Raw genomic sequence first — 24074 nt, 5'->3', positions numbered from 1 at the left:
ATACCAATGAAGTCACATCAGTATAAACGCATCAGTTTGTATTGTTGTACGGTGTTGCATATTGTAACGCGTTGCCTTATTTCTCTCATTTCGACTCCGTTTGAGGCAAATAATATAACAATAGACAAAAATGCCAGACAGTTTTTGGTCAAAGACTGAGTTCGGGATTATCTATTGTTCAGGTATAATCGCTCGGGCTATCAAGATAATTTAGTTTTAATGTACTGATATCACAAGGCTTTCAAGAGTAATCGCCAAATTTTTTATTTTATATACTAGGGCGTGTTGAACATTCGACCATGGCACTGACAGCGACTATTTTTTAGGCGATTCGATGTTAAAAATAATAAGTTTAGTCACTCTAAGCGCTTATTTTTAACGATGAAGCGGCAAAAAAGAGTCCTGTCCCCTGCTTTTATCGTTGGGGCTGATGCTAAAATTGCCCCATACTGCGTTACAAATCTCGCTAAGGCATCTGCATTATCGTCGCTTTGTGCCTTGTCTGGAACAATTTTAGCGATCAGCAGTGCCTATTTGCGAATGTTCAACACGCCCTAGCCTTTGGTTGCTATTTTTATACGAATAAAGATATGGTACGGTAGCAAAACTTTCTACTAGAAAGACGGTTTGACACAAACATACTGAGCTGACATGAAGATTTTAATTAGTAATGATGATGGGGTGTATGCGCCAGGATTATTGGCACTGTCTCAAGCACTATCGACCATCGGTGAGGTCGTGGTAGTCGCACCAAACGAGGAGCAGAGTGGCTATGCTAGTGCATTGAGTGTATCAAAGCCATTGCATACGCATCAATTGCCATCGGGATTTATAGCGGTTAATGGTTCACCAGCTGATTGCGTTCATTTGGCGCTGCATGAGCTATACCGTGACGTGGATTTTGACTGTGTCATTACAGGTATCAATTCAGGTGCAAACTTAGGACAGGACGTGATGTTTTCTGGTACCTTTGGCGCGGCATTGACCGCGCAGTTATTGGGCATACCTGCTATTGCCACGTCTTTGGTAGGTGGCGGCGTAAAAAATGGTGGACAAGAATCAGCCAGTGATTATCAAGTGGTGGCAAATGAAATTGTCAAATTGCTCACTGATACCTCGATTTTAGAGTTTCTCAAAAGTTTGCCCTATCATGTATTAAACGTTAATATTCCTGATATGGATAGCAGCAGTGATATCAAAGGGCGAAAGGTTACCTCGTTGGGACACAAGCAGATCGCCCGGCCCGTGCGTCATATGATTGACCCGCGCGGCCGAGATGCGTACTGGCTGTCTCTACGAAAATGTAAAAACAGCAAGCACAAAAATGAGCGACCCTTAGACAGTTCAGCTAAATCAATCAATCAAAAAAATGTTGTATTAACATCGGGCATGACGGATGATCAAGCAGTGGCGGCAGGATACATCAGTTTGTCGCCAGTACGTCTACATCATACCCCAGCGGGGGCATTGGATAAGCTTTTGGCACTAGATTTATAAGTTCGATAGGTTATGATTATCAATGACATAGGTGATAATCACCATATCGCTTGCTGTACGAGTGATATAAATCATCTGCTAGATCGCTAATTGTAGTAACAATATCTGGAGGCTTTTGAGTGATATCAAGCGCTTTTGGATGATAAAACAATAGATAAGCAACACAAAGAACAGGAACCTTGTATGAAAAGAATCATGACCGGATCGCACCTTGCTAAGGCGGCGTTGATTGGCACTATGGCAGTTGCTACCTTGTCTGTAGTCGGCTGTGCAACCAAGCCTACTTATCAATCACCAAACCAAGTAGGTCCTAAGATTATTACCAACGCACAAGGCGTCCCTAACTACCATCGCGTACAACGTGGCGATACGGTCAGCCAAATTGCGGCGCGCTATCGTCTTAACTATCGTCAGATTGGCGCACTAAATAATCTGGACAGTAAATATACGATTTATAGTGGGCAATGGCTCAAGCTATGGCAAGGTAACACGGCTAGAAGTAATAACTATAGTAGACCTGCACAGCCGCAACCAACTTATACCCCACCTGTAACCCAGTCTCGAACGCCAGCATACGAGGCAACTGCCAATTCGACCTCTGGTTATGATTATCCTACTCGCAATCCAGTCACGCGTAACATTGATCCAGCCACAGGCAACATGGGTATGTGGTTTGCTGGTAATGTCGGTGATCCAGTGCTTGCTAGCCAATCAGGAACGGTGCTTTACTCAGGCAACGGTCTACCAGAATATGGCAACTTGATTATGATCCGCCATAGTGATGATTACATCACGGCCTACGCACACAATAGCCAATTGCTGGTAAAAGAAGGGGATACGGTACAGCGTGGCCAGCGTATCGCGACGATGGGTAGCAGTGGTCAGACCAATCAAGTGGGGCTGGAGTTCCAAGTTCGCTTAAATGGCAATCCGATTGATCCACGTACGGTACTTGGGCGTTAGTATTGAGCCATGTCGCTGATGGCTGGGCGGCTTTGGTCCATTTTATTTATTTATGTTTGAGACTTTTTATGAGATTAAAAAAACAATACTTCACTCTTATGCCGGCATTAGTGATGGTCGGGTGTACAAGTCAGCAAGCCATGCAAAAAAAGCCTGTGCGTCAAGGTGGCGTTGAGATTACTCAAACCCAAACCGTACAGGTCAAGCCAACACCAGCACCAGTTATTAAGCCGCAGCCCGTCCTAAAGCCAAGCTATAGCAGCTTTTCTGATTGGAAGTCAGACTTTTCTATGCGTGCAATATCTTCAGGCTATGATGCGGGAGTCATTCGCCGATTACTCGATTCCGCTTATCTGAATCAGCAAGTTATCTCATTAGACTCAGGACAGCCTGAGTTTTCTAAGATGCCATGGGAGTATGTGGACTCTGCTGTCTCTAGTGGGCGTGTGAGCGTAGGTAAGCGCAAGTTTGCAGAGCAGCGTGCGTTTTTGTCTCAATTAGAATCGCAGTATGGTGTTGATGCAGAGATTGTCGCAGCGATATGGGGTATGGAGTCATCATATGGCGCGGTCACGGGTAGCAGCGATTTGCCAAGTTCGCTTGCCAGTCTGGCCTACGATGGGCGTCGTCAAGAATTTGCAGAAGCTCAGCTATTATCCCTAGCGACGCTACTCCAGCGTGGCGACGTATCATGGTCGCAATTAGATGGTTCTTGGGCAGGCGGCATGGGACAAACGCAGTTTATTCCTGAGACTTGGCTCAAGCAAGGCGTTGATGGTGATGGCAACGGTCACCGTAACCCTTGGGCCACAGGTGATGCACTCGCTTCTACTGCCAACTATCTGAGCAACTCAGGCTGGGTGCGCGGTCTAGCACCTTTTTATGAGGCGACTGTACCTGCTTCGTTTGATTATTCACTGATGGGGAGTAAGCAACCTGCAGCCAGATGGGCGGCGATGGGTGTCGATACGATAGATGACGTCTATTTAGATGCCAATACCGAGATGGAGCTATGGTTGCCAGCGGGTAAAGATGGTCCCGTATTGCTGCTAAGCCCAAACTTTGATGTTATCAAGGTTTACAATAACTCGTCGAGTTATGCGCTAGGGGTGAGCCTATTGGGCAAAACGATTGATGGACAAAGTGGTCTGCGAAAATCATGGCCCCGCTATGAGCGTCCGTTATCAACCACGCAAGTGATCAACTTACAGCGCCGTCTGACGAGCATGGGTTACGATACCAAAGGGGCTGATGGCATTGTAGGTACCAATACGCGCATGGCGTTTCAGCGCTGGCAAGCAGATAATGGGCAAACGCCAGATGGATTCATCACTCAAAATAGCGCCTCTTCATTGGCTGGCTGGTGAGGTAAGCTGACGGTATTTATACACCGTATGAAGGTCACGATTCATAATCGCTTTTAGCTATTATAAATCATCATTAATCATCAATTAAGCATGTTACCTTGCTCTACAAAAAGCACCTTGCCAAGGTGCTTTTTTTGCCTCAGGCTATGTCTGATTTTGCTGAAATTTATTGAATGGATAAATATTGTGATAATCATCAAATATTTGAGTTGGCTTGATCTCGCAATCTTCAAAACTTATCAGGACAAGGTTAATACAACAAAATCGATACTGTGAATGATAGACTCTAGAGAGTATGGTTTCATAAGCAGTTTTTGATGGCTGACTTTAACCATTGATGATTAATATCAGTTTTCAATAGCAACTTTTTTTAATAGCAACTGTGAATAATAGCTACTCAAGAATAAATAATTAGAACGATCAAAAGAGCATACCTTTATGATTACCATGGAAGAATTACAAGCGGCAATAAAGCTGCGTATCAATGATTATAATGATGTGGATTTTCCGCTGCACAAAAGAGCCGTCAATATCTGTGATCTATTAGACAGCCGTAACCACATACTCGCGCAAGATATTGCATCACCTTTTGATGTGCCAAGACAGAATCTATCTGCTATGGATGGTTATGCCATTGCAAAAGGAAGTGAGCTGTCAGAAGGCAAGACGATTGAAATCATTGGTGAGTCTCAAGCAGGCAGTGCCTATGCTGGTGAGACAAAAGCAGGGCAGGGTGTGCGTATTTTTACTGGCGCGGTCATCCCTGACTGTTGTGATACAATCATTATGCAAGAGAATACCAATTTTGCTGATATCAAAGCGACCATTGATAAGACTCAGCCGTACAGCATCACTCTCACGCAAACGGCCGAAACCAATGATAATATCCGTGCGCAAGGCGAAGAGGTTGAGTCTGGCGAAGCTGTGCTAAAGATAGGAAAACGAATTAATCCCGCCGATATCAGTTTACTGGCAAATTTAGGTATCAGCGAAGTGAGCGTGTTTCAACCACTCGTCGTCGGTGTGCTCGCGACAGGCGATGAGCTCGTCGCTATTGGCGATGCGCTGGAACATCTAGCCCAAATATATAATTCAAACACCCCAACGCTCAAAAGCTTACTGTCGGATTTACCTATAATCATTCGTGACTATGGCATCATTCCTGATGATTTGGATAAGACGACAGCTGCGGTCAACGAAGCCATGCAAGACTGTGATGTGCTCATATCGACAGCAGGCGTCTCAGTCGGCGATTATGATTTTCTGACGACGGTGATCGAAACGCTTGGGCAAATCAACCACTATAAAGTGGCGATGAAACCTGGTAAGCCTTTCGTATTTGGTGAATTAAATAAAGACCTCGATAAGCCTGTGTTGTATTTTGGTCTACCGGGTAATCCGCTCTCCACAGTTGTGGGCGCGCTACAGTTTGTGATACCCGCATTATGGCAGATGTCAGGTGCGAGTGTGTCCGAGCAGCCGATGGCGCTAACGATCAACGCTAAACTCACAAATGACATCAAAAAGTTCCCTGGCCGCAAAGACTTTCAGCGCGGCGTATTGTCACAAGATGAGGCGGGTCATTACCAAGTTGAATGCTTTTCAAGTCAACAATCACACAGAATAAAACAGCTGAGCCGCGCCAATTGCTTTATTGTATTAGACAAAGACAGTGGCAACGTAGTATCTGGTGGTGAGGTTACCGTACAGCCGTTTCCTTGGTTGCATCGCTAATTCACCGTTTGCCAATCTGCTATAAAATGATGGAACTAAATTAAAAAGCAATCTAGCAATGGGATGCTAAACACGAATAATAAAGTAACGCTTATGGCAAGCAATACTGATGGCAGTAATATATGAATGACAACAATATCAAAATAGACAGCCCAAAACTGTATTCTCCTGCGTCAGCACCTGTGCTGTCTGACAGCTATATACCGTCTAATTTAGTGATGCCGATTGATCAGGCAACCCAAATCCATCAGCCCTTAACGGATGGGTTTGCACGGCGTCTGACATATCTGCGTCTATCTATTACGGATTTTTGTAATTTTCGCTGTGAGTACTGCTTGCCAAATGGTTATCAGGGCAAACGTCCTGACGATGAGTTGAGCGTTTCTGAAATTGCGACATTGGTGCACGGCTTTGCCCAAGTAGGTACCAAAAAAGTGAGAATTACAGGCGGTGAGCCATCTATTCGCCGTGATGTTGTCGAGATTATCGAAACGATCAAGCAAACGGACGGTATTGAAACAGTAGCGATGACCAGCAATGCTTATAAGTTGGGTAAACACTTAGCCAGCTGGCAAGCGGCTGGACTTGATCAGCTCAATATCAGTATGGACAGTTTTGATGCGGCCACTTTTCACAAAATGACAGGTTTTGATACTTTACCGCAGATACTGGCAGATATGGATACCTTGCTAGAAACGACGGATATCAAACTTAAAATAAATAGCGTCTTGATGGCAGAGACTGCCTTTGAAAACCTGATCGCCGCGATCGACTACGTCAAAGACAGGCAAGTAACGTATCGTTTTATTGAGTTTATGCAGACCAGTGACAATAGCGACTTGTTTTTTGCCCAACATGCTCAGTCTGATATCATCACGGATTATTTGTTAGACCATGGTTGGCAGCCACACGAGCGTGGCAGTGCCGATGGTCCAGCGGTCGAGTACAGTCACCCTGATTATGTCGGCCGTGTTGGTATGATTGCCCCTTATGCGGCGCACTTTTGTGATACTTGTAACCGCTTGCGAGTCAGTAGTCAGGGCAAGGTGCATCTGTGCTTATTTGACCAAGGTAATTACGATATTCGTCCATACTTACAACAAAACGATATCCAAGGACTGGTAAACACTTTACATAGCTTTATGCCGATTAAGCCTGAGCATCATCATCTGCATGACTCGAACAGTGGTATCATGCACAATCTCTCGATAATCGGTGGTTAAGGCATTCTGAGTCTCTAATTCTGATGATAACTGATGCTGTTTTTGCTATCGCTTTTCCGACATAAGCTTTTTTTAATACATTTATAAAATTATATCTATAAAGGATCTTTTATGAGTAAGCCTGCTGCACCATTTACCCCTCTTAATATTGCGGTATTGACTGTTTCTGATAGCCGTACGCTGGCAGAAGACACGTCAGGTCAATATCTAGCCGATAGCTTGACCGAGGCTGGACATCATTTGGCAGACCGTCAGCTGATCACTGATGATATTTATCAGATTAGAGCGGTCATTAGTGGCTGGATTGCCAGTCCAGACGTGCACGCGGTCATTACAACAGGTGGTACAGGGTTCTTTATTAGAGATAGCATGCCAGAAGCTGTCAGCGTACTATTTGATAAGTCGATTGATGGTTTTGGTGAGATGTTCCGTTTGATCTCAAAAGACGAGATTGGTATGTCTACGGTGCAGTCGCGGGCAGTGGCTGGTATGGCCAATGGTACCGGTATCTTTTGTCTACCAGGTTCATCTGGCGCGTGCCGCACAGGGTGGGAAAATATCCTAAAAGAGCAGTTTGATAGCCGTACTCGTCCATGTAACTTTGTGCCGCATTTTTTGGCACAAAACCCCAGTCATGACTGATTTATAAACAATTGATGATAAATGATTGATGATAAATGATTAAGCCATAACGGCTATTTAACCAAAAATGACAGGCAATGGCATAATGATGGGTTGCTCGAATAGGCTGGACAACTTGGCAGGTATAGTTATTTTAGCTGGCGGAGCATCCAAACGTATGGGAACACCAAAGGCGACGCTCACTCTGCCGACAGGTGAGCAGCTGCTAAATTATCATGTTCGTCATGCCAGCGAGTTGCAAGTTCCTATTTTGATTGCGGATAATGGGCGAGGCTTTTATGTTGATTCAGATGCTACTTTGAACAAACCCAGTTCGCCCGTTATGCCTATTGCTGACTACGTTTCTGATTTTGACGCGGATAATGATGAGCAGATTCGTACAGGCGGTGCGTTGGTTGCTATCGAGTCAGCATTGCAAACATTGACTGGCTCGAATAATCTGTTTACAACTAACAATCAGCGCGCATCGTGGCTACTGGTGATGAGTTGTGACAGCTTAATACCTGCCACTGATCTATGGCAGAAATTGCAACAAGCAATTAATACAGCGGCTAATAGGCGCGTCATTTGCTTAAAAGATGACAGTCATTTATATCCGTTACTAGGGCTGTATCATTTAGCTATTGAACCCGATTTGAAAGCTTATATTGATAGTGGTCAGCGCCGAGTCATGCCCTTTATTCAGCCGATGGTAAAAACCTTGCCATTTACTCAGGACTGGCAGCATTTGACCAATTTTAATATGCCTCAAGAGTTTGAACAGGCGTGTGCCGCGCTACCAACATAATAAAAATACTGATAAAGAGATTACTAAGAGAAGGCGATATCAATGAGTAACAGCGTTCAGACAAATCATCAATCTGCTTTATCACACTTAGATGGTAATGGTGACATCACGATGGTTGATGTCAGTGGCAAGACCGCAACGACGCGAGAAGCGAACGCGACTGGGCAAGTTCGTTTTCCGAGCGAGATTTATGCGCAGATCAAAGCGGCTGATGGGATGACCAAAAAAGGCAGCATTACGCAAACGGCACATATTGCCGGTATTATGGCTGCCAAACGCACGCATGATATGATACCGCTTTGTCATCCGCTGCCGCTAGATAAGATCGGCCTCACCTTTGTGTATAATGATGCGCTGAGCAGTATCACCGTCAGTGCTATAGTCAAAGTCACGCACAAAACGGGGGTTGAGATGGAAGCGCTAACCGCCGTGAGCGTTGCCTGCTTGACCATCTATGATATGACTAAAGCACTATCACATGACATCGTTATAAATGATATTCACCTGATTAAAAAAACAGGTGGCAAGTCAGACTATACTCATGCTTAGTGTGATAAAAAACCTAATCAATGACTAAAGATATATTGGATATCAAGCAAGGACGCTTGCAAAGAAGGGAGAGATTTATGGGTACTATCGATGTGACAACCGATATCGAATCAACGATGGATATCAATGTCATGTATTTCGCCAGTTTGGCAGATGAGGCCAACTGTCAGCAAGAGACTGTCAAACTACCCCAAGACACCTCATTGACTGAACTATATGAACAGCTTAGCCAAAAGCATCGTTTTAGCCGTCCGCAAGCAGAGCTACGGGTGGCAGTGAACGATTATTTTGCTAAATGGACAGATCAAATCAATGACGGCGATAGCGTAGTATTTATCACGCCAGTCGCTGGTGGTTAGGTATATATTTATAAGCGGCTATAGCGCCACAATTAGTGTAAATAGAGAAAAAAATGACAGATAACATCCATAACCATTCAATGACCATCAAACGTAGTACCGATGAAGCGTATCTTATTGCTGAGCGCGACGGTTTTGCGTTACTCGATATTGCAATTGACGAAAATAAGCTCAAAAGTACATTGGACAATGACAGCTGCGGTGCGTTTGTTTGCTTTGAAGGGCGAGTGCGCAATCATAACAATGCCACGAGCGTTGATCGACTTACTTATTACGGTTATGAAGACTTAGCAATCAACCAAGGCCGCGCCATTATAGAAGAAGCCAAAAAGCGTTTTGAGATCACTCATGCCATAGCGATACACCGCATCGGAGCGCTAGAGATTGGTGATGTGGCAGTGTGGGTGGGGGTAGTGTCAGCGCATCGTTATCCAGCATTTGATGCGTGTCGCTGGATATTAGATACCATCAAAGCCGACATTCCTGTGTGGAAGCAAGAGTATTACGAAGATGCTTCATCTAAATGGCTCAGCAACAATGGGTAGGTCACTAGCTGCGATTAGTACCTCTGCGTGTTTGCTACTGGCATTAAATGCTTGTACAGCAGATAAAAGTACGAATGTAGAATCGGCGACTGCCACAACTGAGCACCAAACCTTACGGATCGCTGCGGCAGCCAACTTATCTGATGTCTTACCCAGCATTATTGACAGTTATCAGGTGGATCATAGGGTTTCTGATAGTACCTCTGACAAAAGTGACTTAGATATCGAAGTCACTTACGCGTCTTCTGGCAAGCTATATGCTCAAATCAAGGCAGGAGCCCCTTATGATATATTCTTGTCCGCCAATCAAGAGTTTCCGGCAAAGCTGTCTGATGACAAGCGTGATAAATCTGTACAACCGTTTACCTATACCAGAGGTCAGTTGGCGCTCTATAGTGTCACAAAACCTTTGAATGATTTTACGCCAGCATCGCTTCTTGACGCGTTTACAAGTGCTAGTTTCACAGATGATAGCAAGATTTCTATTGCCAATCCTGAACTTGCTCCTTATGGTGCATCTGCAAAATCCTATCTACAATCACAAAAGCTATATGACAAATTAAGCGCTCAGAAGAATCTGATACAGGCAGAAAATATTGGTCAAGTATTTCAGTACGCCCATACAGGTAGCGTGGATTATGGGTTTGTGGCGCAGTCTCAACTCGTTGCGATAAAAGCCAAACCTGAGCAGTTTATTACTGTGCCAAAAGCATCCTATCCAGCCATCTTACAAGATGGTATCGTTATCAATAATACAGTCCTAGCAGCGGCGTTTACTGATTACTTGCGCTCGGATGCAGGACAACAGCACTTCGCGCAAGCAGGCTACCTGCCCATTCAGTAATCCGTTAGCCTAGACACGCTACCTATAAAACGAGCCGTGACATTATATGATCGACCAGTCTCTTATGTCAGATATGCTCAGTCCATTTTGGGTAAGTATTAAGCTCGCTTCTATCACGACCTTGTGCTTACTGTTGTTTGCAACTCCTATGGCTTATTGGCTTGCCAAGCCAAGTCAAAAGAAGGCAGTTGGGCGTTTCAAAATTCTGCTCATGGGCATCATTGCCATGCCTCTGGTGCTCCCGCCTACGGTTATTGGCTTTTATTTATTATTACTGCTAAGTCCAAGTATGGGTATCGGTCAATGGCTGATTGAGCACAATATTAGTCCGCTTATTTTTACCTTTGAAGGTCTAGTGGTTGGGTCTATTATTTACTCACTGCCTTTTTATATACAGCCAGTGTATGCACAGTTTTTGCGTATTCCGCAAAGTGTCACAGAAGTCGCGCATCTGTTAGAACCCAGTCGCCTGCGCCGCTTCGTCAAGGTAGCCTTACCGCAAGCGCGCGTGGGTATTATTTTGGGTAGTTTGATAAGTTTTGCTCATACCATTGGTGAGTTTGGTGTGGTGTTAATGATAGGGGGGAGTATCTCAGGTGAGACCAAGGTAGTGTCGATTGCGATATATGAGCAAGTTGAAGCGCTCAACTATGAGGCAGCGCATATGATGTCTGGTATTTTGATTATCATGGGCGTAGTGATGGTGGCGTTGATTGCTAGTGTGAGTCGCATGAGTCAGCGTCCATAATACTAAAATACCTGCACGCCCGTTAGATGATTATAACTATTGCGAATACAAAATAGATGCTTATCGAGAGGTAGTTATATTAGAAGGAACATATAGTCGAACCACTATTAAAGTGTTACAGCGTTAGACTCGTTTAGCCTACCACTGTAGTACTTGCACTCGTCTGCCTTGTACCACTTTTAATATTGATTGACTATAGACAAAAAACACAGACACAAAAAAACCTCAAGTAAACTAATACTTGAGGCGAAACTTGCTTAAACTTAACCGTTTAAATTCGTTTTAAATATGGCGCAGCGGACGGGACTCGAACCCGCGACCCCCGGCGTGACAGGCCGGTATTCTAACCAACTGAACTACCGCTGCTTAGGTCGTCTTAGCTTCTTGCCTTTATAAAAGGCCCACTTGCTAGTAAGTGGTGGGTGATGACGGATTCGAACCGCCGACATTCTGCGTGTAAGGCAGACGCTCTACCAACTGAGCTAATCACCCTGAGCGAGGAGAAAACAAAGCACTGCTTCGTCCGAGCGCAAGAGAATTTACATTTTCGTAAATCCTAGGAGCTCAGTACCCAATATAAGGTATAACTTCTACTACAAGAGAAATTCTTTAAATGGAATTTCTGTATTGCTTCATTAACATTAGCTGTCACACTCAATGTTGATTTATCAGCTGGGCTTATCTAAGTAAGTCCCCTTGCTGTGGGTGTGTATTATATAGATTTACACTTGGCTGTCAAACGTTATTTTGACTATTTTATGAAATAATCGGAAATAAATTTTTAATGGTATTAAAAACAGTAGTATATGGTAGATACTTACTTGTATTTTTTAGAGGCAAGTTATGATTGTTAGCAGTTGTTTGACAGCGAAAAGCTACTATACTACGGATACTTTGTTTTTTGAGCATGATTGAGGGAGGCCAGCATAGATATTTTTACGATTGGGCAGATCTTTACCAACTGGACGTGGGGAGAGTACGCAGGTCTAGGTCTGATATTTCATATTATACTGATGATTGTTATGACGTTACGCGTTGTATCAGTGCAGCGTAATATTGGTGTATCCATTGCTTGGATTGCAGTGCTTTATACCGTGCCCGTGTTCGGTCTGATTGCATACATACTACTAGGCGAGCCGATGATTGGACGACGCTACCGTGAGCGCGTGGATCAAGCAAGCATCATGATGAATGACATGGCACGGCGCGAGCATCTGGTGTTTGATAAAGGACAAGATCTGCTACCCATCAAATACCGCGGTGTGAGCCAAATAGGAACGCGCTGGACAGGGCTAGGAGTATTTCCCGATCATCAAATGCAGTTGTTAACAGATCCTGCATCGATCTTTCAGCGTTTGATTGAGGATATCCATGCAGCGCAGCGCATTGTCTTTATGGAGTTTTATATTGTATATCCCAGAGGAAAAGTACTCGATGTGATAGAGGCGTTGTCGGTAGCCGCTCAGCGCGGCGTTGAGTGTCACGTATTGGCAGATAGTGTAGGTAGCTTTAGTTTTATTAATAGTAGTGCCCATCGTAAATTAGAAAAAGCCGGTGTGTTTGTCCATCAGTCGCTGCCAGTAGGTCTATTAAAGACACTATTTAAGCGCTCTGATTTACGTAATCACCGTAAGATGGTGGTCATTGACGAATATATTGGCTATATCGGTAGCTTTAATTTGGTTGATCCGAGGTTTTTTAAGCAAAATAAAAATGTCGGACAGTGGATTGATGTGGCGATTAGAACCACCAGCCAGCACTCTATTAGTATCAATACCGCCATGGCCAAAGTTATTGTTACTGATATCGGCGCCGAAAACAACGAAAACCTAGATGCGCTCAATCAGCGAGTCAATAACTATACGCGAAAGCTCTATGTGATGGATCCGACCATCAACGATCTGAATAGTCGAGTAAAAGTATTGAACGATCACATTGATTATCACGAGCAGCCAGATATCGGTAGCACTTCAATTGTGATACCAAAGATGCCTGTCGTAGACAAGGTGATGGCACAGCTCATACCGTCAGCACCGCAGCTGACAGCGCATGTGATTTACAATACGTTAGTGACTGTGATTCACCGTGCCAATAAGCGTATTCGTATTACCACCCCATACTTTGTACCCGATGAGTCGCTATCAGGTGCACTGACGATAGCGGCAAAGCGCGGCGTTGAGGTGACGATTATTGTTCCTGAAAAAGTCGATTCGTTTTTGGTGCAGCATGCTTCACAAGCTTATTATCAAGAGCTACTCGATGCTGGCGTGACCATTGCGCTATTTCGAGGGGGGTTGCTACATGCAAAAACCGTGGTTATCGATGACGACTATTGTCTGTTTGGTACGGTCAATATTGATATGCGCAGTTTTTATTTAAATATGGAAGTCAGCTTGGCGATTTATACGCCAGAGATGGTCGCTCAAGTGGCTGACTGTCAAGAAATATATTTACAAAGTTGCCGTATTTTGGGCAATGAAGAGTGGCAGCAGCGCCATGGATCAAAACGCTTATTTGATAATGTTGTACGCTTGTTTAGTCCTTTATTGTAGCACGCTCAATTTTAGGTTAAGGTAACCTGTCCGTGTTTTTTATGCTCATATTTTTAATCATTATCATTGTCTCTATAATCAACTTATCTAAAAAAGGACACGCCTGTCTATGTCTGCCTCGCCCTTAACACCACTTGACTATATTGCAGAAGGCTACTGGCAAGATTTTTTAGCTAGGCGTCCTATCGCAGGTGGTATCGCATATGAGACAGAGCTACATAATTGTGCGCTAGATGAGTCGCTTGAGAGTTTACAGCGTATTGATACACTATTGTCTCAGGTGCGCCGTGACATGATGAAAGGCGGTATATGGGAGGAGGCGACGTTACTGGTCGATGAGCACTATCGCAACTTTATGGTGTTTTTGGCGTTTTATGCAGGTCGCGTATTGGCACAGCAGTGGCAAAATAAGCCCCATTGGTATGGGCAGTTTGAGCTACGCAAACGCTATCCTGAGCTGTCATTGATTACCGATGACTTTTATCAGCATATGGCCGTTGGCTATGGTGATAATAATGCGGCTACTGATGCGCTGCCTTTATTTTTTCCTTTAGAGCCAATAGGGCTGCGTCTATTTGGCAATATTGATCGGCCATTTGAAGCGGTACAAGGGGGACAGGCGGAGAGTGGACTATACCAAGCAGTCAGCGCAAGATTGCCAGATTTATCGGATCAAGCGAGTAATACAGATACACTTAGTTATTTAAAGACTGAGTCAGCAACGCATAATACGACCCAAAGCATACACTCAACGATAGATTCGAGTACGACTATCAGTACAAGTCAACCTGCTAGTCATTATGAGGCATCAGAGGACGTACCGGTAAATAATGAATTGGCTGATGTTAATATAGTATCAGCCAATATCGAGCGCCCTTCTGCTGCAACTACTGTATCTAAACCATTAGTGAGTACCGCGCCGCGCCAACCAGAGCTTCAAGCAAAACCTGAGCTGACGAAGACAGAGTCGCCAGCCACCAAGCCTATGGCGCCTGTAAAAACCCCACCGACACCAGAAATGTTTACGCAGCTGCTCATAGAGTTAGACGAGATTGAGGTGCCGCAAACAGCAGGCGTGACTGAATATCAGCAAGCTTGCAAAGTCCTCGATCAGTTTGAGCAGCACATTGCCAAGCAGGACAAACCGCGTGGCCAAGTTGTGTTTTCAGACAATCATAGAGCAGCAAAAAATAAAGCATTGCTAGCATTACAGGCGGCTGCAGAAGCGGGTAATACGGCTGCCATGCTACGCTTAGCGATGTATGAGCTGCTTGGCGAAGGACTCACGGCAGATGATGAGGAAGCTAAAAAATCTGGCGTGGAATGGGTGAAGCAAGCCGCTAGCAAAAACGACAGCCGTGCCCAGCGTTTACTTAGCAAGCTGTACTATCAAGGGGTAGGCATGCCGCAAGATATTGATAGTGGTAAATACTGGCTAGAGCAAGCGGCAGATAATGGTCATATAGAGGCGGCAAACCTTGTGTCTCAATGGGAGCAAGCGCAAGCGCTGATCACGACGCAAAAACAAGAGCAGCACAGTATCAAGCGCTATCAGTTACTGTTTGGTGCAGTGATCGTGGTTGCGGTACTGATACTGATTATCGTCTAGGCGCTATTGACTCAGTAAACTTTTAAAAGTTTATGGTTACGCGCTGATTTCAGGTAGAATTGGCGCGTTTTTATATTTACCTTTCTGCTGTTTGATTCATTACTAATCTGGGCTACTCCATGCCATCATCTCATACTCCATCTGACACCTCTTCCCATTCGACTGACACTAGGTTGTCAGGTCATAATTTATTGACTGATCGTGCGGTGTATCAGACGCCATTTTATTATCAATTTCTGATCGGTGTGTTAAAACCGCTATATCGCCTGCAAGTATGGCGGCGCTCTCACAAACGTGACAATTATCAGCAAGAAGTGGCGCAGCGTTTTGGCAAGCAATATCCACCGCGTCCAGCGATTACTGGTCACAGTAATAAAGGTGTGATTTGGTGTCATGCGGTATCGTTGGGTGAGACCAATACGGTTGCACCTTTATTAGACGCATTACTGGCTAGTGGCTATCAGATATGGTTGACCAACACCACGCAGACAGGTTTTGCTCGCGGTGCCAGTCGGTTTGCAGATGCAATCGCTCAAAACCGCATGAGCCACAGTTATGTCCCTGTTGATACTCCTGCCGTGATTGAGACATTTTTGACGCACGTACAGCCTATCGCCGCGCTGTTTGTCGAAACTGAACTATGGGCGAATATCTTGACCAAGCTTGCTGAGCATCAGATACCAAGTATCTTAGTCAATGGTCGTCTCTCGGCGTCTTCTTTTAAAAGTTATCAAAAAATCGGTGCGGTGAGTACCAGCATGATGAAAAACCTTGCGCTCATCATTGCGCAAGACAGCGATTCTGCCAAACGCTTTCGTCAATTAGGGGCGGATAGCGCACAGATCCGCGTAGCAGGGTCGCTAAAGTGGGTCATCAATACGCCTAAATTTGATGTGGAAGCTATCGATTCCGATAATTTAGCTGTTGATGCAAAAGACTCAGGTGCGCAGCTGGCAAAAGCGTTTGCGATAGCAGGCCGACCAGTTTGGGTGGCAGCAAGCACTCATAATGGTGAAGAAGAGACGGCGCTATCGCTACATCAGCAGATCTTGTCGCAGACAGCACTAGCCAATACGTTACTGATCATCGTGCCTAGGCATCCTGAGCGTTTTGATGAAGTTGCAGCATTGATCGAAAAGACTGGTCTAACAATGGCACGGCGCAGTTTTGATGAGGCCATCAATGCAGACACGCAAGTCTATCTGGCGGACAGCATGGGTGAGATGATGACTTGGTATACACTGGCAAATGTCGCATTGGTTGGAGGGTCGCTAGTAGACATAGGCGGACACAATCCCGTTGAACCTGCGAGCGTGGCAACGCCTATTATCATGGGTCGTTACACCCAATCGTGCCAAAGCGTGGTCGATAAGCTGGCCGAGGTGGGCGCTTTATATCAACCAAACAATCAGTTTTATCGTCCAATGACGATAGATGGCTCAAATGAGTGCGCTAAAAGTACAGTAAATCATCAGTATGGTACTGATAGCACTGATGACATCGCACTTATTTGTCAGCAGCTAGAGGCTTGGTTAAATGATTTGCCATTAGCGACGCAGGCAGGACAGGCGGGTGAGACAATAACCGTACAACAGCAAGCGGTATTGACTCGTCAACTGGCCATGATTGAGGACGTTATTGAGCAATATTTTCCTCAAAATTTAGGGCAAGAGATATTATGAATTGTATATTACTGCCCGTTGAAAACTTCTCTGCAAACACGGTAAAGATCAATGATGCGGTGCAAGTCGACCATGTCAATAACATACTGGGCGCAAAAGTCGGTGACACGCTCAAAATTGGGCAGCTAGGTGGCAATCTTGGTACGGCTGTCATTGAGGACATTGCTGCTGATAGTATTCAGTTATACGATGTTCAGCTCGGTATTACCCCGCCAGCCAAACTGGATCTGACCGTGGTTTTGGCATTGCCACGGCCCAAAGTATTACGGCGTTTGATCATGGATATGACGGCGCTTGGCGTATGCGATATTGTGCTTGTTAACAGCTATCGCACGCAAAAAAGCTATTGGCAAAGTCCGCTGCTTGAGCGTCTTGATGAGTTTGTATTAGAAGGGTTGCAACAAGGGGTTGATACGATTGCACCTCGTATTACGCTACAAAAACGTTTTAAGCCATTTGTCGAGGATACGCTTACCAGTTTGGTGAGTAATCAAGCCATCGTTGCACACCCTTATGCTGAGCAGTCATTTTCTGAATTTCGACAATTAGATACAACATTAGAATTGCCCAGTTTGGTCTGCATCGGTGCTGAAGGCGGTTGGATCGATTATGAGATAGCGCTACTCGCCGCACACGGGTGCACGTCAGTACATATAGGGCCGCGTATATTGCGTACAGAAGCGGCGGTCAATGTTATGTTAGGGCAATGGCTGCTCTAAATTGGTGTGGTATTCGTTAATATATTTGCCATTCCCAAGAGTGCAGGAGTACAAAAACACAAGAGCCGTTTTGGGTACAACTTAGCTTTAGAAAATGACTAGGGCGTGTTGAACATTTGCAAATAGGCACTGCTGATCGCTAAAATTGTTCCAGACAAGGCACAAAGCGACGATAATGCAGATGCCTTAGCGAGATTTGTAACGCAGTATGGGGCAATTTTAGCATCAGCCCCAACGATAAAAGCAGGGGACAGGACTCTTTTTTGCCGCTTCATCGTTAAAAATAAGCGCTTAGAGTGACTAAACTTATTATTTTTAACATCGAATCGCCTAAAAAATAGTCGCTGTCAGTGCCATGGTCGAATGTTCAACACGCCCTAATAAGCCAAATAATTTCAGCATCTTGGGTTAGATAAATGTATTGATAGTTAATCTCATTTCTATTAGTATGTTGTTTCCATGATTATGGTCCAACGAATCCCAACAAATAGGGGCTTTGACCATTTTATCTCACTATCTGTCGTCTCTTTTTTATCGCATTACTATGGGGAAAACCATGCCACTGAACACCATCCGCACTAATCTAGTCACCACCAAGCCTGTATTGTCTGCTGCCATATTTGGCCTGATGTTGGGAATGGTTGGCTGTAGCAATTCTTCTACAACCGAAGACAGCGCGGAGACAGAGACAACAGCAGCTGGTACTGAAACTGAACAGCAAGCAGCTAATGATGACGGTGCGACCAGTGCAGATGGTCAAACAATTACTATTTATTCTTCACGTAATGAGCAGCTGATTAAGCCATTGCTAGACCGCTATACTGAACAGACTGGTGTCAAGATTGAACTTGTCACAGACAAAACTGGCCCACTGATGGCGCGCTTGCAAGCGGAAGGTCAAAACACTCCAGCTGACATGCTACTGACGGTGGACGCGGGTAACTTATGGCAAGCGGCTCAGCAAGGGTTGCTACAGCCAGTAGCGTCTTCCGTGCTAGAGGCCAATGTCCCTGCAAAGTATCGCGATCCAAAAGGTCAGTGGACAGGTCTATCACTGCGCGCGCGTACGATTTTTTATGACCCAAGCAAAGTTAGCGCCGATCAATTATCGACTTATGCAGATTTGGCGGATCCAAAGTGGAAAGGCAAACTATGCTTGCGTACTTCTAAAAAGGTATACAACCAGTCACTTGTGGCCAGCATGATAGAGCATTTGGGTGAAGAAAAAACAGAAGCTGTCATCCGTGGTTGGGTTGATAATCTTGCCACTGACGTGTTCAGTGATGATACCGCCATGCTAGAGGCGATTGCTGCTGGTCAGTGTGAAGTCGGTATCGCCAACAGTTATTACTATGGCCGCCTATTAGACGAAAAACCAAACTTCCCTGTGAAAATATTCTGGGCAAACCAAGGCACCACTGGCACACATGTAAACGTTTCAGGCGCGGGCGTGGTTACAGGGTCAGATAATCCAGACGGTACGCTTAAACTGATTGAATGGTTGTCATCTGATGAGGCGCAAGGCCTTTACGCTAGCTCAGACAAAGAATTCCCAGTCAAAGAAGGGGTGGATGAGTCAGAAATGCTCAGATCTTGGGGCGAGTTCAAAAAAGACGATATCAACGTACAGAAATTTGGTGAGCTACAAACTCAAGCCATTCAAATGATGGACAAAGCGGGTTATAAATAAAAGACTGCCAGTCATCGTGATACCAAGCTCAAAATCATCTTTTTTAAAGGACAGTTTTTAAAGAACAGCCTTTAAAAATAAGTCATTAAGAGTTAGTTGTTAAAGTAATGACGGTTTTGAGTTTGGTCTATGCTTAAAAAGCCTCGATGAATGAGTATGACACGGTAATGATACTATGATCACAACGCCAGATGCGTCTGTTAGCGAGCAAGATCCAATCAGTAGCAGAGCTGATGACAATCAGACGGTCAGTCAAGACTATGCCCTTCGTAAACGTATTATCTCGAAATCAGTCTTAGGGCTGATTTCGTTGTTTATGCTGGTGCCGATTTTGATCGTGTTGTTGTCGTGGACGCAACCAGTCGCAGACATTTGGACGCATATGGCAGAGTATGTCCTGCCGCAAGTGCTCAAAAATACGGCGATTTTACTGTTTATGGTGACGGTTATATCGGGCACTATCGGTACCGTTCTCGCTTGGGTAACCAGCATGTACCGCTTCCCTGGTCAGCGGTTTTTTTCGTGGGCGCTCATGTTGCCGCTTGCCATACCGGCTTACGTATTGGCGTTTGTCACCATTGGTATTGTGGATTTTAGTGGGCCGTTACAGACAGGACTGCGCGATTTTGGTATCACGACAGCGATTCCCTCAATACGCAATGTATGGGGCGCTGGCTTAATTTTATCGTTGGCATTTTATCCCTATGTGTATTTGCTGGCGCGTCAGGCGTTTTTGTCACAAGGTCGACGGGCTATTGAAGCAGGGCAGATGCTAGGTTTGAGCCGTAGCCGCGTGTTTTTTCGGTTGGCATTACCGCAAGCACTGCCTTGGATTATCGGTGGCTTATTGCTGGCAAGTATGGAGACATTGGCAGATTTTGGCGCGGTTTCGGTATTCAATGTCGATACGTTTACCACCGCTATTTATAAGGCGTGGTTTGGCTTTTTTAGTTTGACCACAGCGGCTCAGTTAGCAGCCTTGCTCATCGGTGTGATCTTTATCGTAGTACTGTTTGAGCAGTATTGGCAGGCCAAGCGCGGCAACTCGATTACGCAAGGCAGCAACCAGCGTTTCGACGCCAGTACTCCTGCCAAAATAGGGATGAGCTTGCTATGTACGTTTGTATTTTTGCTGGCTTTTCTAATACCGTTCTTGCAGCTGATTTATTGGACTGCACTGAATTTTCGCCAAGATTTTGATGCGCGCTATATTGATTTTGTGACTAACAGCCTCATGATTGCTAGTATGACCACAGTTTTTATTGCCTTTTTGGCAGTGATTATTGCGTGGATCAAGCGGCAATATCCTGATAAATCGACTAAACTGATGACCACGCTCGCTAATTTAGGCTACGTCGTGCCAGGTACAGTATTGGCAGTGGGTATTTTTATTCCTATTGCGTGGCTAGACAATCAAATGATTGCTTTTGGTATCACCTCGCAGCAGGTGCTCTCAGGCAGTGTGATCGTTATGCTATTGGCATTGTCGACGCGTTTTATGACGGTGAGTTTTCAGCCAGTGGATCGGCAGTTACAACGATTGACCGTCAATCAAGAGGCCGCAGCGAAACTGCTTAGTGACAGTGCGTACCAGCGTTGGCGTCATGTGATGCTACCTGTGCTTAGCCCTGGGGTACTAACGGCATTGTTAATGGGATTTGTCGAAGTGATGAAAGAGATGCCGATCACATTGATGACACGCAGGCAGGGCTGGGATACACTGGCGGTGCGCGTGTTTGAGATGACAAGCGAAGGCATGTGGGGGCGGGCAGCATTACCAAGTTTATTGATTGTACTGGTCGGATTGCTTCCTGTTTGGATACTATTGCGTCAAAGTGACAAACACAGCTAACCGCCATTGCTGCTTATAAATGTGTCATGTTTAATGGTGCTTGATCCAACTTATATTATCATTTTTACTGCTTTATCCAACATTGTATTTACTAATAGCGAACTGGGATTGTCTATGTACACTGATTCAATGAACGACTCGTCAGACGCTCAGTCAGTAAAGACTGGAGCACGTAGTACTCCTGTCAAAAAATCACCAGTCGTGCAAACTCGGACAACCCAGTCTCAATGTAGCAAGCCTGTAGAACAAGCCGATACTGCGCGCCAAGATACTGAGAGCACTATCGCGACCAATCCATATTTTAGTGTACAAAACCTAATTGTCGGCTATGACGATACTATTGTAGTTAATGGCATGTCGTTGATGCTTGAGCAAGGAGAGATTGGTTGCTTCTTGGGCTATAGTGGCTGCGGCAAGACCACGGCATTGCGAGCGATTGCAGGACTGGAGCAAAGCCGCGGCGGTACTATCCATTTAAACAATCAACGTCTAACGGAAAAAACAGCTCGGGACTCTTTTGCCGTGGCACCAGCCAAGCGCGGCATGGGGATGGTGTTTCAAGATTATGCGCTTTTTGGTCATTTGAGCGTGGCAAAAAACATTGCCTTTGGCCTCAATAAATGGTCAGCGGCTGACAAAAAAGCTCGTGTGGCTGAGATGCTAAGCCTGGTCGAACTGACGGAGCATGCGGATAAACGTCCAAATGAGCTGTCCGGTGGTCAGCAGCAGCGTGTGGCACTTGCAAGGGCGCTTGCACCGAAGCCTAAATTACTACTACTTGATGAGCCATTTTCTAATCTGGACGTGGTATTACGTGAATCCTTGGCAATGAATGTCCGTGACATTCTCAAACGTACCAATACTACGGCAATCTTGGTCACTCATGACCAAAACGAAGCGTTTGCGTTAGCAGATAAAGTCGGGGTAATGGATAAGGGCAGATTGGTACAGTGGGCAACACCAAGCGAGCTGTATCATGAGCCTGTCAGTCCTTTTGTCGCTGAGTTCGTCGGCGAAGGCGCGATGATAGACGGTATCATCAAAGAAGGTCGTGTAGAGACGGCGCTTGGCAATATCTATCGCCGCATGGAAGTCTATGATCAATCAGGACAACCACAGTACTGCGAATATGATTATCCAAATGGTACCCCAATCAAGGTACTCGTGCGCCCTGATGACATCATTCATGATGATGATAGTACGCAGACAGCCTTGGTGATTGGGCGAGTGTTCCGCGGTGCCAACTATTTGTACCGTCTACAGTTAGATGACGGACAGTCCATATTATCACTGGTTGCTAGCCATCATAATCATGAAATTGGTTCACATATTGGTATCTTGCCGTTATTGGAGCATGTGGTCGTGTTTGACGAAAAAGAGGTCAATGCCACCACTTGGTCAGAATATGACAGATCATCGAGAGTTGATGAAGACGTTTAGCAGCCTTCACAGCTTTTGAGCGGTTGTCTAAGTTTACCGTTTAGCCAGAATATGCAAATACCGTCCAAGCCATTTGTATGGCTCTAATTGTGAGTAGCGCAGCTCCATCCTTATCACCGCCTCTGGATCGTTATGCCCGCCACGCTTGAGCGGTGCATAGTCATGAAATACCCGTAGACCACTGCTACGTACCGTCTGATAGTCATGCGCCTTCAACCAAGACTCCACTTCTTCTTTAGCAACGGGATGATTGGGTGTGAGGCTTTTCTTATTGTCCGCCTTATAGTCCGTATTATCGAGTAAATTAAAATTTCCCATGATGAGGTTGCGATAATCAAAGCTTGCAGGGTTATAAAAGCACAAAGATAGCGCGCCATCATCGGTTAGATATTGATCAAAGAAGTCCATGACGGCAGCAGGCTCTGCCAACCATTCAAGTAGCGCGTGCGATAGGATCAAATCAAACTTATCGTTTTCTTCTTTACCTAGCGTTTCTTCAAGTGTTTGGTATGGACAGACGTACCATGTGATATCCAGCGCTTGATCGATTTGTTCAGCGTTTGCTTTTGCCTTCTCAAGCATATTTGCTGAGATATCGTTGATGACGACGCTATGACCTTGAGTAGCAAGCTCTATGGCAATTTGTGCAAGCCCTGCACCCACATCTAAGATACGCAGCGGTCGTCCAAGCGCTTCACTCATTTGTGTACTATATTCAACAATATCACGGCGTAATACCGCCAATCGGATTTCACCTTTTAAACCGCCATAGACCTTTTTTTCAAAATGATCGGCAATGGTATCGAAGCTACGATCTGCTCGTGTGTCTTCTGGTGCGGTGGCTTGGTTTAGGCCAAGTTGGTTGTTTTGATGTTCAGTGGTCATAAGGCGTTCAGATCAATAGCGGAGAGGTTGAGAGCAACAAAAATATTCAGTATAGCTTAGCGTTTCAAACGTCTATTAATGACCCATTTAAAGACGATCTTGGCTAAAACAATAATGACAAATACGACGATAACAAATACCCACATACCGTTGCCTTGTAGGTTTTCTTGATAGGCTTTTGCTAAATATGCTGACAAAGCCATGGCGACTAAAAGTGCTCCCCAACGGACATAGGGTACAGCGCGATTGTTATGGTTAGGAAAACTAGCAACATAATCGCTCGAAAAGCTATATAGCACCATTGCTAAAATCCAAACAATCGCAAGAATGATATCCATAATAAAAGTAGCCTGTTAGGTCGTTATTCGAGTTCTATAAAAGATGAGT

21 protein-coding genes and 2 tRNA genes are annotated in these 24074 nt (G+C 45.0%); 19 read left to right on the top strand and 4 right to left on the bottom strand.

From position 1 onward, the window contains the following. Window positions 1-651: 651 nt before the first annotated feature. The 12 genes from surE to modB all read left to right on the top strand — a co-directional run bounded on the left by surE (window position 652) and on the right by modB (window position 11258). Entirely contained in the window at window positions 652-1497 is an 846-nt protein-coding gene (surE, locus tag GYK50_RS09170; protein ID WP_212563750.1) for a 5'/3'-nucleotidase SurE, read from the top strand. 183 nt (window positions 1498-1680) lie between these two features. Further along, window positions 1681-2460, top strand: coding sequence for a peptidoglycan DD-metalloendopeptidase family protein (locus GYK50_RS09165; RefSeq protein WP_212563749.1), 780 nt, complete (start codon window positions 1681-1683; stop codon window positions 2458-2460). Window positions 2461-2528: 68 nt separating this feature from the next. Further along, complete coding sequence (locus GYK50_RS09160) at window positions 2529-3827, top strand: lytic murein transglycosylase (RefSeq protein ID WP_212563748.1); 1299 nt, start codon at window positions 2529-2531, stop codon at window positions 3825-3827. Between the two features lie 438 nt (window positions 3828-4265). After that, a complete protein-coding gene (locus tag GYK50_RS09155; RefSeq protein WP_212563747.1) occupies window positions 4266-5561 on the top strand; it encodes a molybdopterin molybdotransferase MoeA in 1296 nt (431 codons plus the stop codon). A 122-nt stretch (window positions 5562-5683) separates the two neighbouring features. Beyond that, the gene (gene moaA / locus GYK50_RS09150) at window positions 5684-6784 is read left to right on the top strand and encodes a GTP 3',8-cyclase MoaA (protein WP_071003389.1); all 1101 of its coding nucleotides are present in this window, start codon (window positions 5684-5686) and stop codon (window positions 6782-6784) included. 111 nt (window positions 6785-6895) lie between these two features. Beyond that, the gene (gene moaB / locus GYK50_RS09145) at window positions 6896-7426 is read left to right on the top strand and encodes a molybdenum cofactor biosynthesis protein B (protein ID WP_212563746.1); all 531 of its coding nucleotides are present in this window, start codon (window positions 6896-6898) and stop codon (window positions 7424-7426) included. Between the two features lie 115 nt (window positions 7427-7541). After that, window positions 7542-8213, top strand: a complete 672-nt coding sequence (mobA, locus tag GYK50_RS09140) for a molybdenum cofactor guanylyltransferase (RefSeq protein ID WP_286708443.1) — start codon at window positions 7542-7544, stop codon at window positions 8211-8213. Between the two features lie 42 nt (window positions 8214-8255). After that, entirely contained in the window at window positions 8256-8762 is a 507-nt protein-coding gene (gene moaC / locus GYK50_RS09135; protein WP_212563744.1) for a cyclic pyranopterin monophosphate synthase MoaC, read from the top strand. 77 nt (window positions 8763-8839) lie between these two features. Further along, entirely contained in the window at window positions 8840-9121 is a 282-nt protein-coding gene (locus tag GYK50_RS09130; protein WP_212563743.1) for a MoaD/ThiS family protein, read from the top strand. A 53-nt stretch (window positions 9122-9174) separates the two neighbouring features. Next, window positions 9175-9666 (top strand): molybdenum cofactor biosynthesis protein MoaE, encoded by a 492-nt coding sequence (locus GYK50_RS09125; RefSeq protein WP_071003399.1) that lies wholly within the window; start codon window positions 9175-9177, stop codon window positions 9664-9666. Beyond that, the gene (modA, locus tag GYK50_RS09120) at window positions 9659-10510 is read left to right on the top strand and encodes a molybdate ABC transporter substrate-binding protein (protein ID WP_212563742.1); all 852 of its coding nucleotides are present in this window, start codon (window positions 9659-9661) and stop codon (window positions 10508-10510) included. The genes GYK50_RS09125 and modA overlap by 8 nt, the downstream gene beginning before the upstream one ends. Before the next feature lie 46 nt (window positions 10511-10556). After that, entirely contained in the window at window positions 10557-11258 is a 702-nt protein-coding gene (gene modB, locus GYK50_RS09115; RefSeq protein ID WP_071003402.1) for a molybdate ABC transporter permease subunit, read from the top strand. 289 nt (window positions 11259-11547) lie between these two features. Here the strand turns inward: modB and GYK50_RS09110 are convergent. Together GYK50_RS09110 and GYK50_RS09105 are read right to left on the bottom strand one after the other, a co-directional pair. Next, window positions 11548-11624: transfer RNA gene (locus GYK50_RS09110), tRNA-Asp, on the bottom strand. 50 nt (window positions 11625-11674) lie between these two features. Beyond that, a tRNA-Val gene (locus GYK50_RS09105) sits at window positions 11675-11750 on the bottom strand. 419 nt (window positions 11751-12169) lie between these two features. Here GYK50_RS09105 and GYK50_RS09100 point away from each other — a divergent pair. The 7 genes from GYK50_RS09100 (at window position 12170) to GYK50_RS09070 (ending at window position 22802) form a co-directional block, all read left to right on the top strand. Continuing rightward, window positions 12170-13810 carry a cardiolipin synthase gene (locus GYK50_RS09100; RefSeq protein ID WP_286708426.1) on the top strand — a complete coding sequence of 547 codons (1641 nt, stop codon included), beginning with the start codon at window positions 12170-12172 and terminating at the stop codon, window positions 13808-13810. Between the two features lie 109 nt (window positions 13811-13919). Further along, a complete protein-coding gene (locus GYK50_RS09095) occupies window positions 13920-15419 on the top strand; it encodes a tetratricopeptide repeat protein (protein ID WP_212563741.1) in 1500 nt (499 codons plus the stop codon). A 119-nt stretch (window positions 15420-15538) separates the two neighbouring features. Beyond that, window positions 15539-17101 (top strand): 3-deoxy-D-manno-octulosonic acid transferase, encoded by a 1563-nt coding sequence (locus GYK50_RS09090; RefSeq protein ID WP_212563740.1) that lies wholly within the window; start codon window positions 15539-15541, stop codon window positions 17099-17101. Further along, the gene (locus GYK50_RS09085) at window positions 17098-17820 is read left to right on the top strand and encodes a 16S rRNA (uracil(1498)-N(3))-methyltransferase (protein WP_212563739.1); all 723 of its coding nucleotides are present in this window, start codon (window positions 17098-17100) and stop codon (window positions 17818-17820) included. Before GYK50_RS09090 ends, GYK50_RS09085 begins: the two co-directional genes overlap by 4 nt. Before the next feature lie 556 nt (window positions 17821-18376). Then, window positions 18377-19510 (top strand): extracellular solute-binding protein, encoded by a 1134-nt coding sequence (locus GYK50_RS09080; protein WP_093071313.1) that lies wholly within the window; start codon window positions 18377-18379, stop codon window positions 19508-19510. A gap of 175 nt (window positions 19511-19685) precedes the next feature. Continuing rightward, window positions 19686-21362: an ABC transporter permease gene (locus GYK50_RS09075; RefSeq protein ID WP_212563738.1), complete on the top strand. Its 1677-nt coding sequence runs from the start codon at window positions 19686-19688 to the stop codon at window positions 21360-21362. A 114-nt stretch (window positions 21363-21476) separates the two neighbouring features. Further along, complete coding sequence (locus GYK50_RS09070; RefSeq protein ID WP_071003793.1) at window positions 21477-22802, top strand: ABC transporter ATP-binding protein; 1326 nt, start codon at window positions 21477-21479, stop codon at window positions 22800-22802. Between the two features lie 33 nt (window positions 22803-22835). On the opposite strand, the gene GYK50_RS09065 is transcribed toward GYK50_RS09070, so the two are convergent. Both GYK50_RS09065 and GYK50_RS09060 read right to left on the bottom strand, forming a co-directional pair. Continuing rightward, window positions 22836-23687 carry a methyltransferase domain-containing protein gene (locus tag GYK50_RS09065; RefSeq protein WP_071003429.1) on the bottom strand — a complete coding sequence of 284 codons (852 nt, stop codon included), beginning with the start codon at window positions 23685-23687 and terminating at the stop codon, window positions 22836-22838. A gap of 56 nt (window positions 23688-23743) precedes the next feature. Further along, on the bottom strand, window positions 23744-24025 hold the full coding sequence (locus GYK50_RS09060) for a hypothetical protein (RefSeq protein ID WP_058025545.1): 282 nt from the start codon (window positions 24023-24025) through the stop codon (window positions 23744-23746). Window positions 24026-24074 lie beyond the last annotated feature (49 nt).

Source organism: Psychrobacter pacificensis, assembly GCF_018336615.1.
In the GTDB taxonomy this organism is placed as follows: Bacteria; Pseudomonadota; Gammaproteobacteria; order Pseudomonadales; family Moraxellaceae; genus Psychrobacter; species Psychrobacter pacificensis.
This window is presented reverse-complemented; position numbering and strand designations above follow the sequence as displayed.

Excerpts from the sequence above, each read along its gene's own strand:
- surE (WP_212563750.1), top strand. The coding sequence starts at position 652 with ATGAAGATTTTAATTAGTAATGATGATGGGGTGTATGCGCCAGGATTA.
- GYK50_RS09165 (WP_212563749.1), top strand. The coding sequence starts at position 1,681 with ATGAAAAGAATCATGACCGGATCGCACCTTGCTAAGGCGGCGTTGATT.
- GYK50_RS09160 (WP_212563748.1), top strand. The coding sequence starts at position 2,529 with ATGAGATTAAAAAAACAATACTTCACTCTTATGCCGGCATTAGTGATG.
- GYK50_RS09155 (WP_212563747.1), top strand. The coding sequence starts at position 4,266 with ATGATTACCATGGAAGAATTACAAGCGGCAATAAAGCTGCGTATCAAT.
- moaA (WP_071003389.1), top strand. The coding sequence starts at position 5,684 with ATGAATGACAACAATATCAAAATAGACAGCCCAAAACTGTATTCTCCT.
- moaB (WP_212563746.1), top strand. The coding sequence starts at position 6,896 with ATGAGTAAGCCTGCTGCACCATTTACCCCTCTTAATATTGCGGTATTG.
- moaC (WP_212563744.1), top strand. The coding sequence starts at position 8,256 with ATGAGTAACAGCGTTCAGACAAATCATCAATCTGCTTTATCACACTTA.
- GYK50_RS09130 (WP_212563743.1), top strand. The coding sequence starts at position 8,840 with ATGGGTACTATCGATGTGACAACCGATATCGAATCAACGATGGATATC.
- GYK50_RS09125 (WP_071003399.1), top strand. The coding sequence starts at position 9,175 with ATGACAGATAACATCCATAACCATTCAATGACCATCAAACGTAGTACC.
- modA (WP_212563742.1), top strand. The coding sequence starts at position 9,659 with ATGGGTAGGTCACTAGCTGCGATTAGTACCTCTGCGTGTTTGCTACTG.
- modB (WP_071003402.1), top strand. The coding sequence starts at position 10,557 with ATGATCGACCAGTCTCTTATGTCAGATATGCTCAGTCCATTTTGGGTA.
- GYK50_RS09095 (WP_212563741.1), top strand. The coding sequence starts at position 13,920 with ATGTCTGCCTCGCCCTTAACACCACTTGACTATATTGCAGAAGGCTAC.
- GYK50_RS09090 (WP_212563740.1), top strand. The coding sequence starts at position 15,539 with ATGCCATCATCTCATACTCCATCTGACACCTCTTCCCATTCGACTGAC.
- GYK50_RS09085 (WP_212563739.1), top strand. The coding sequence starts at position 17,098 with ATGAATTGTATATTACTGCCCGTTGAAAACTTCTCTGCAAACACGGTA.
- GYK50_RS09080 (WP_093071313.1), top strand. The coding sequence starts at position 18,377 with ATGCCACTGAACACCATCCGCACTAATCTAGTCACCACCAAGCCTGTA.
- GYK50_RS09075 (WP_212563738.1), top strand. The coding sequence starts at position 19,686 with ATGATCACAACGCCAGATGCGTCTGTTAGCGAGCAAGATCCAATCAGT.
- GYK50_RS09070 (WP_071003793.1), top strand. The coding sequence starts at position 21,477 with ATGTACACTGATTCAATGAACGACTCGTCAGACGCTCAGTCAGTAAAG.
- GYK50_RS09065 (WP_071003429.1), bottom strand. The coding sequence starts at position 23,687 with ATGACCACTGAACATCAAAACAACCAACTTGGCCTAAACCAAGCCACC.
- GYK50_RS09060 (WP_058025545.1), bottom strand. The coding sequence starts at position 24,025 with ATGGATATCATTCTTGCGATTGTTTGGATTTTAGCAATGGTGCTATAT.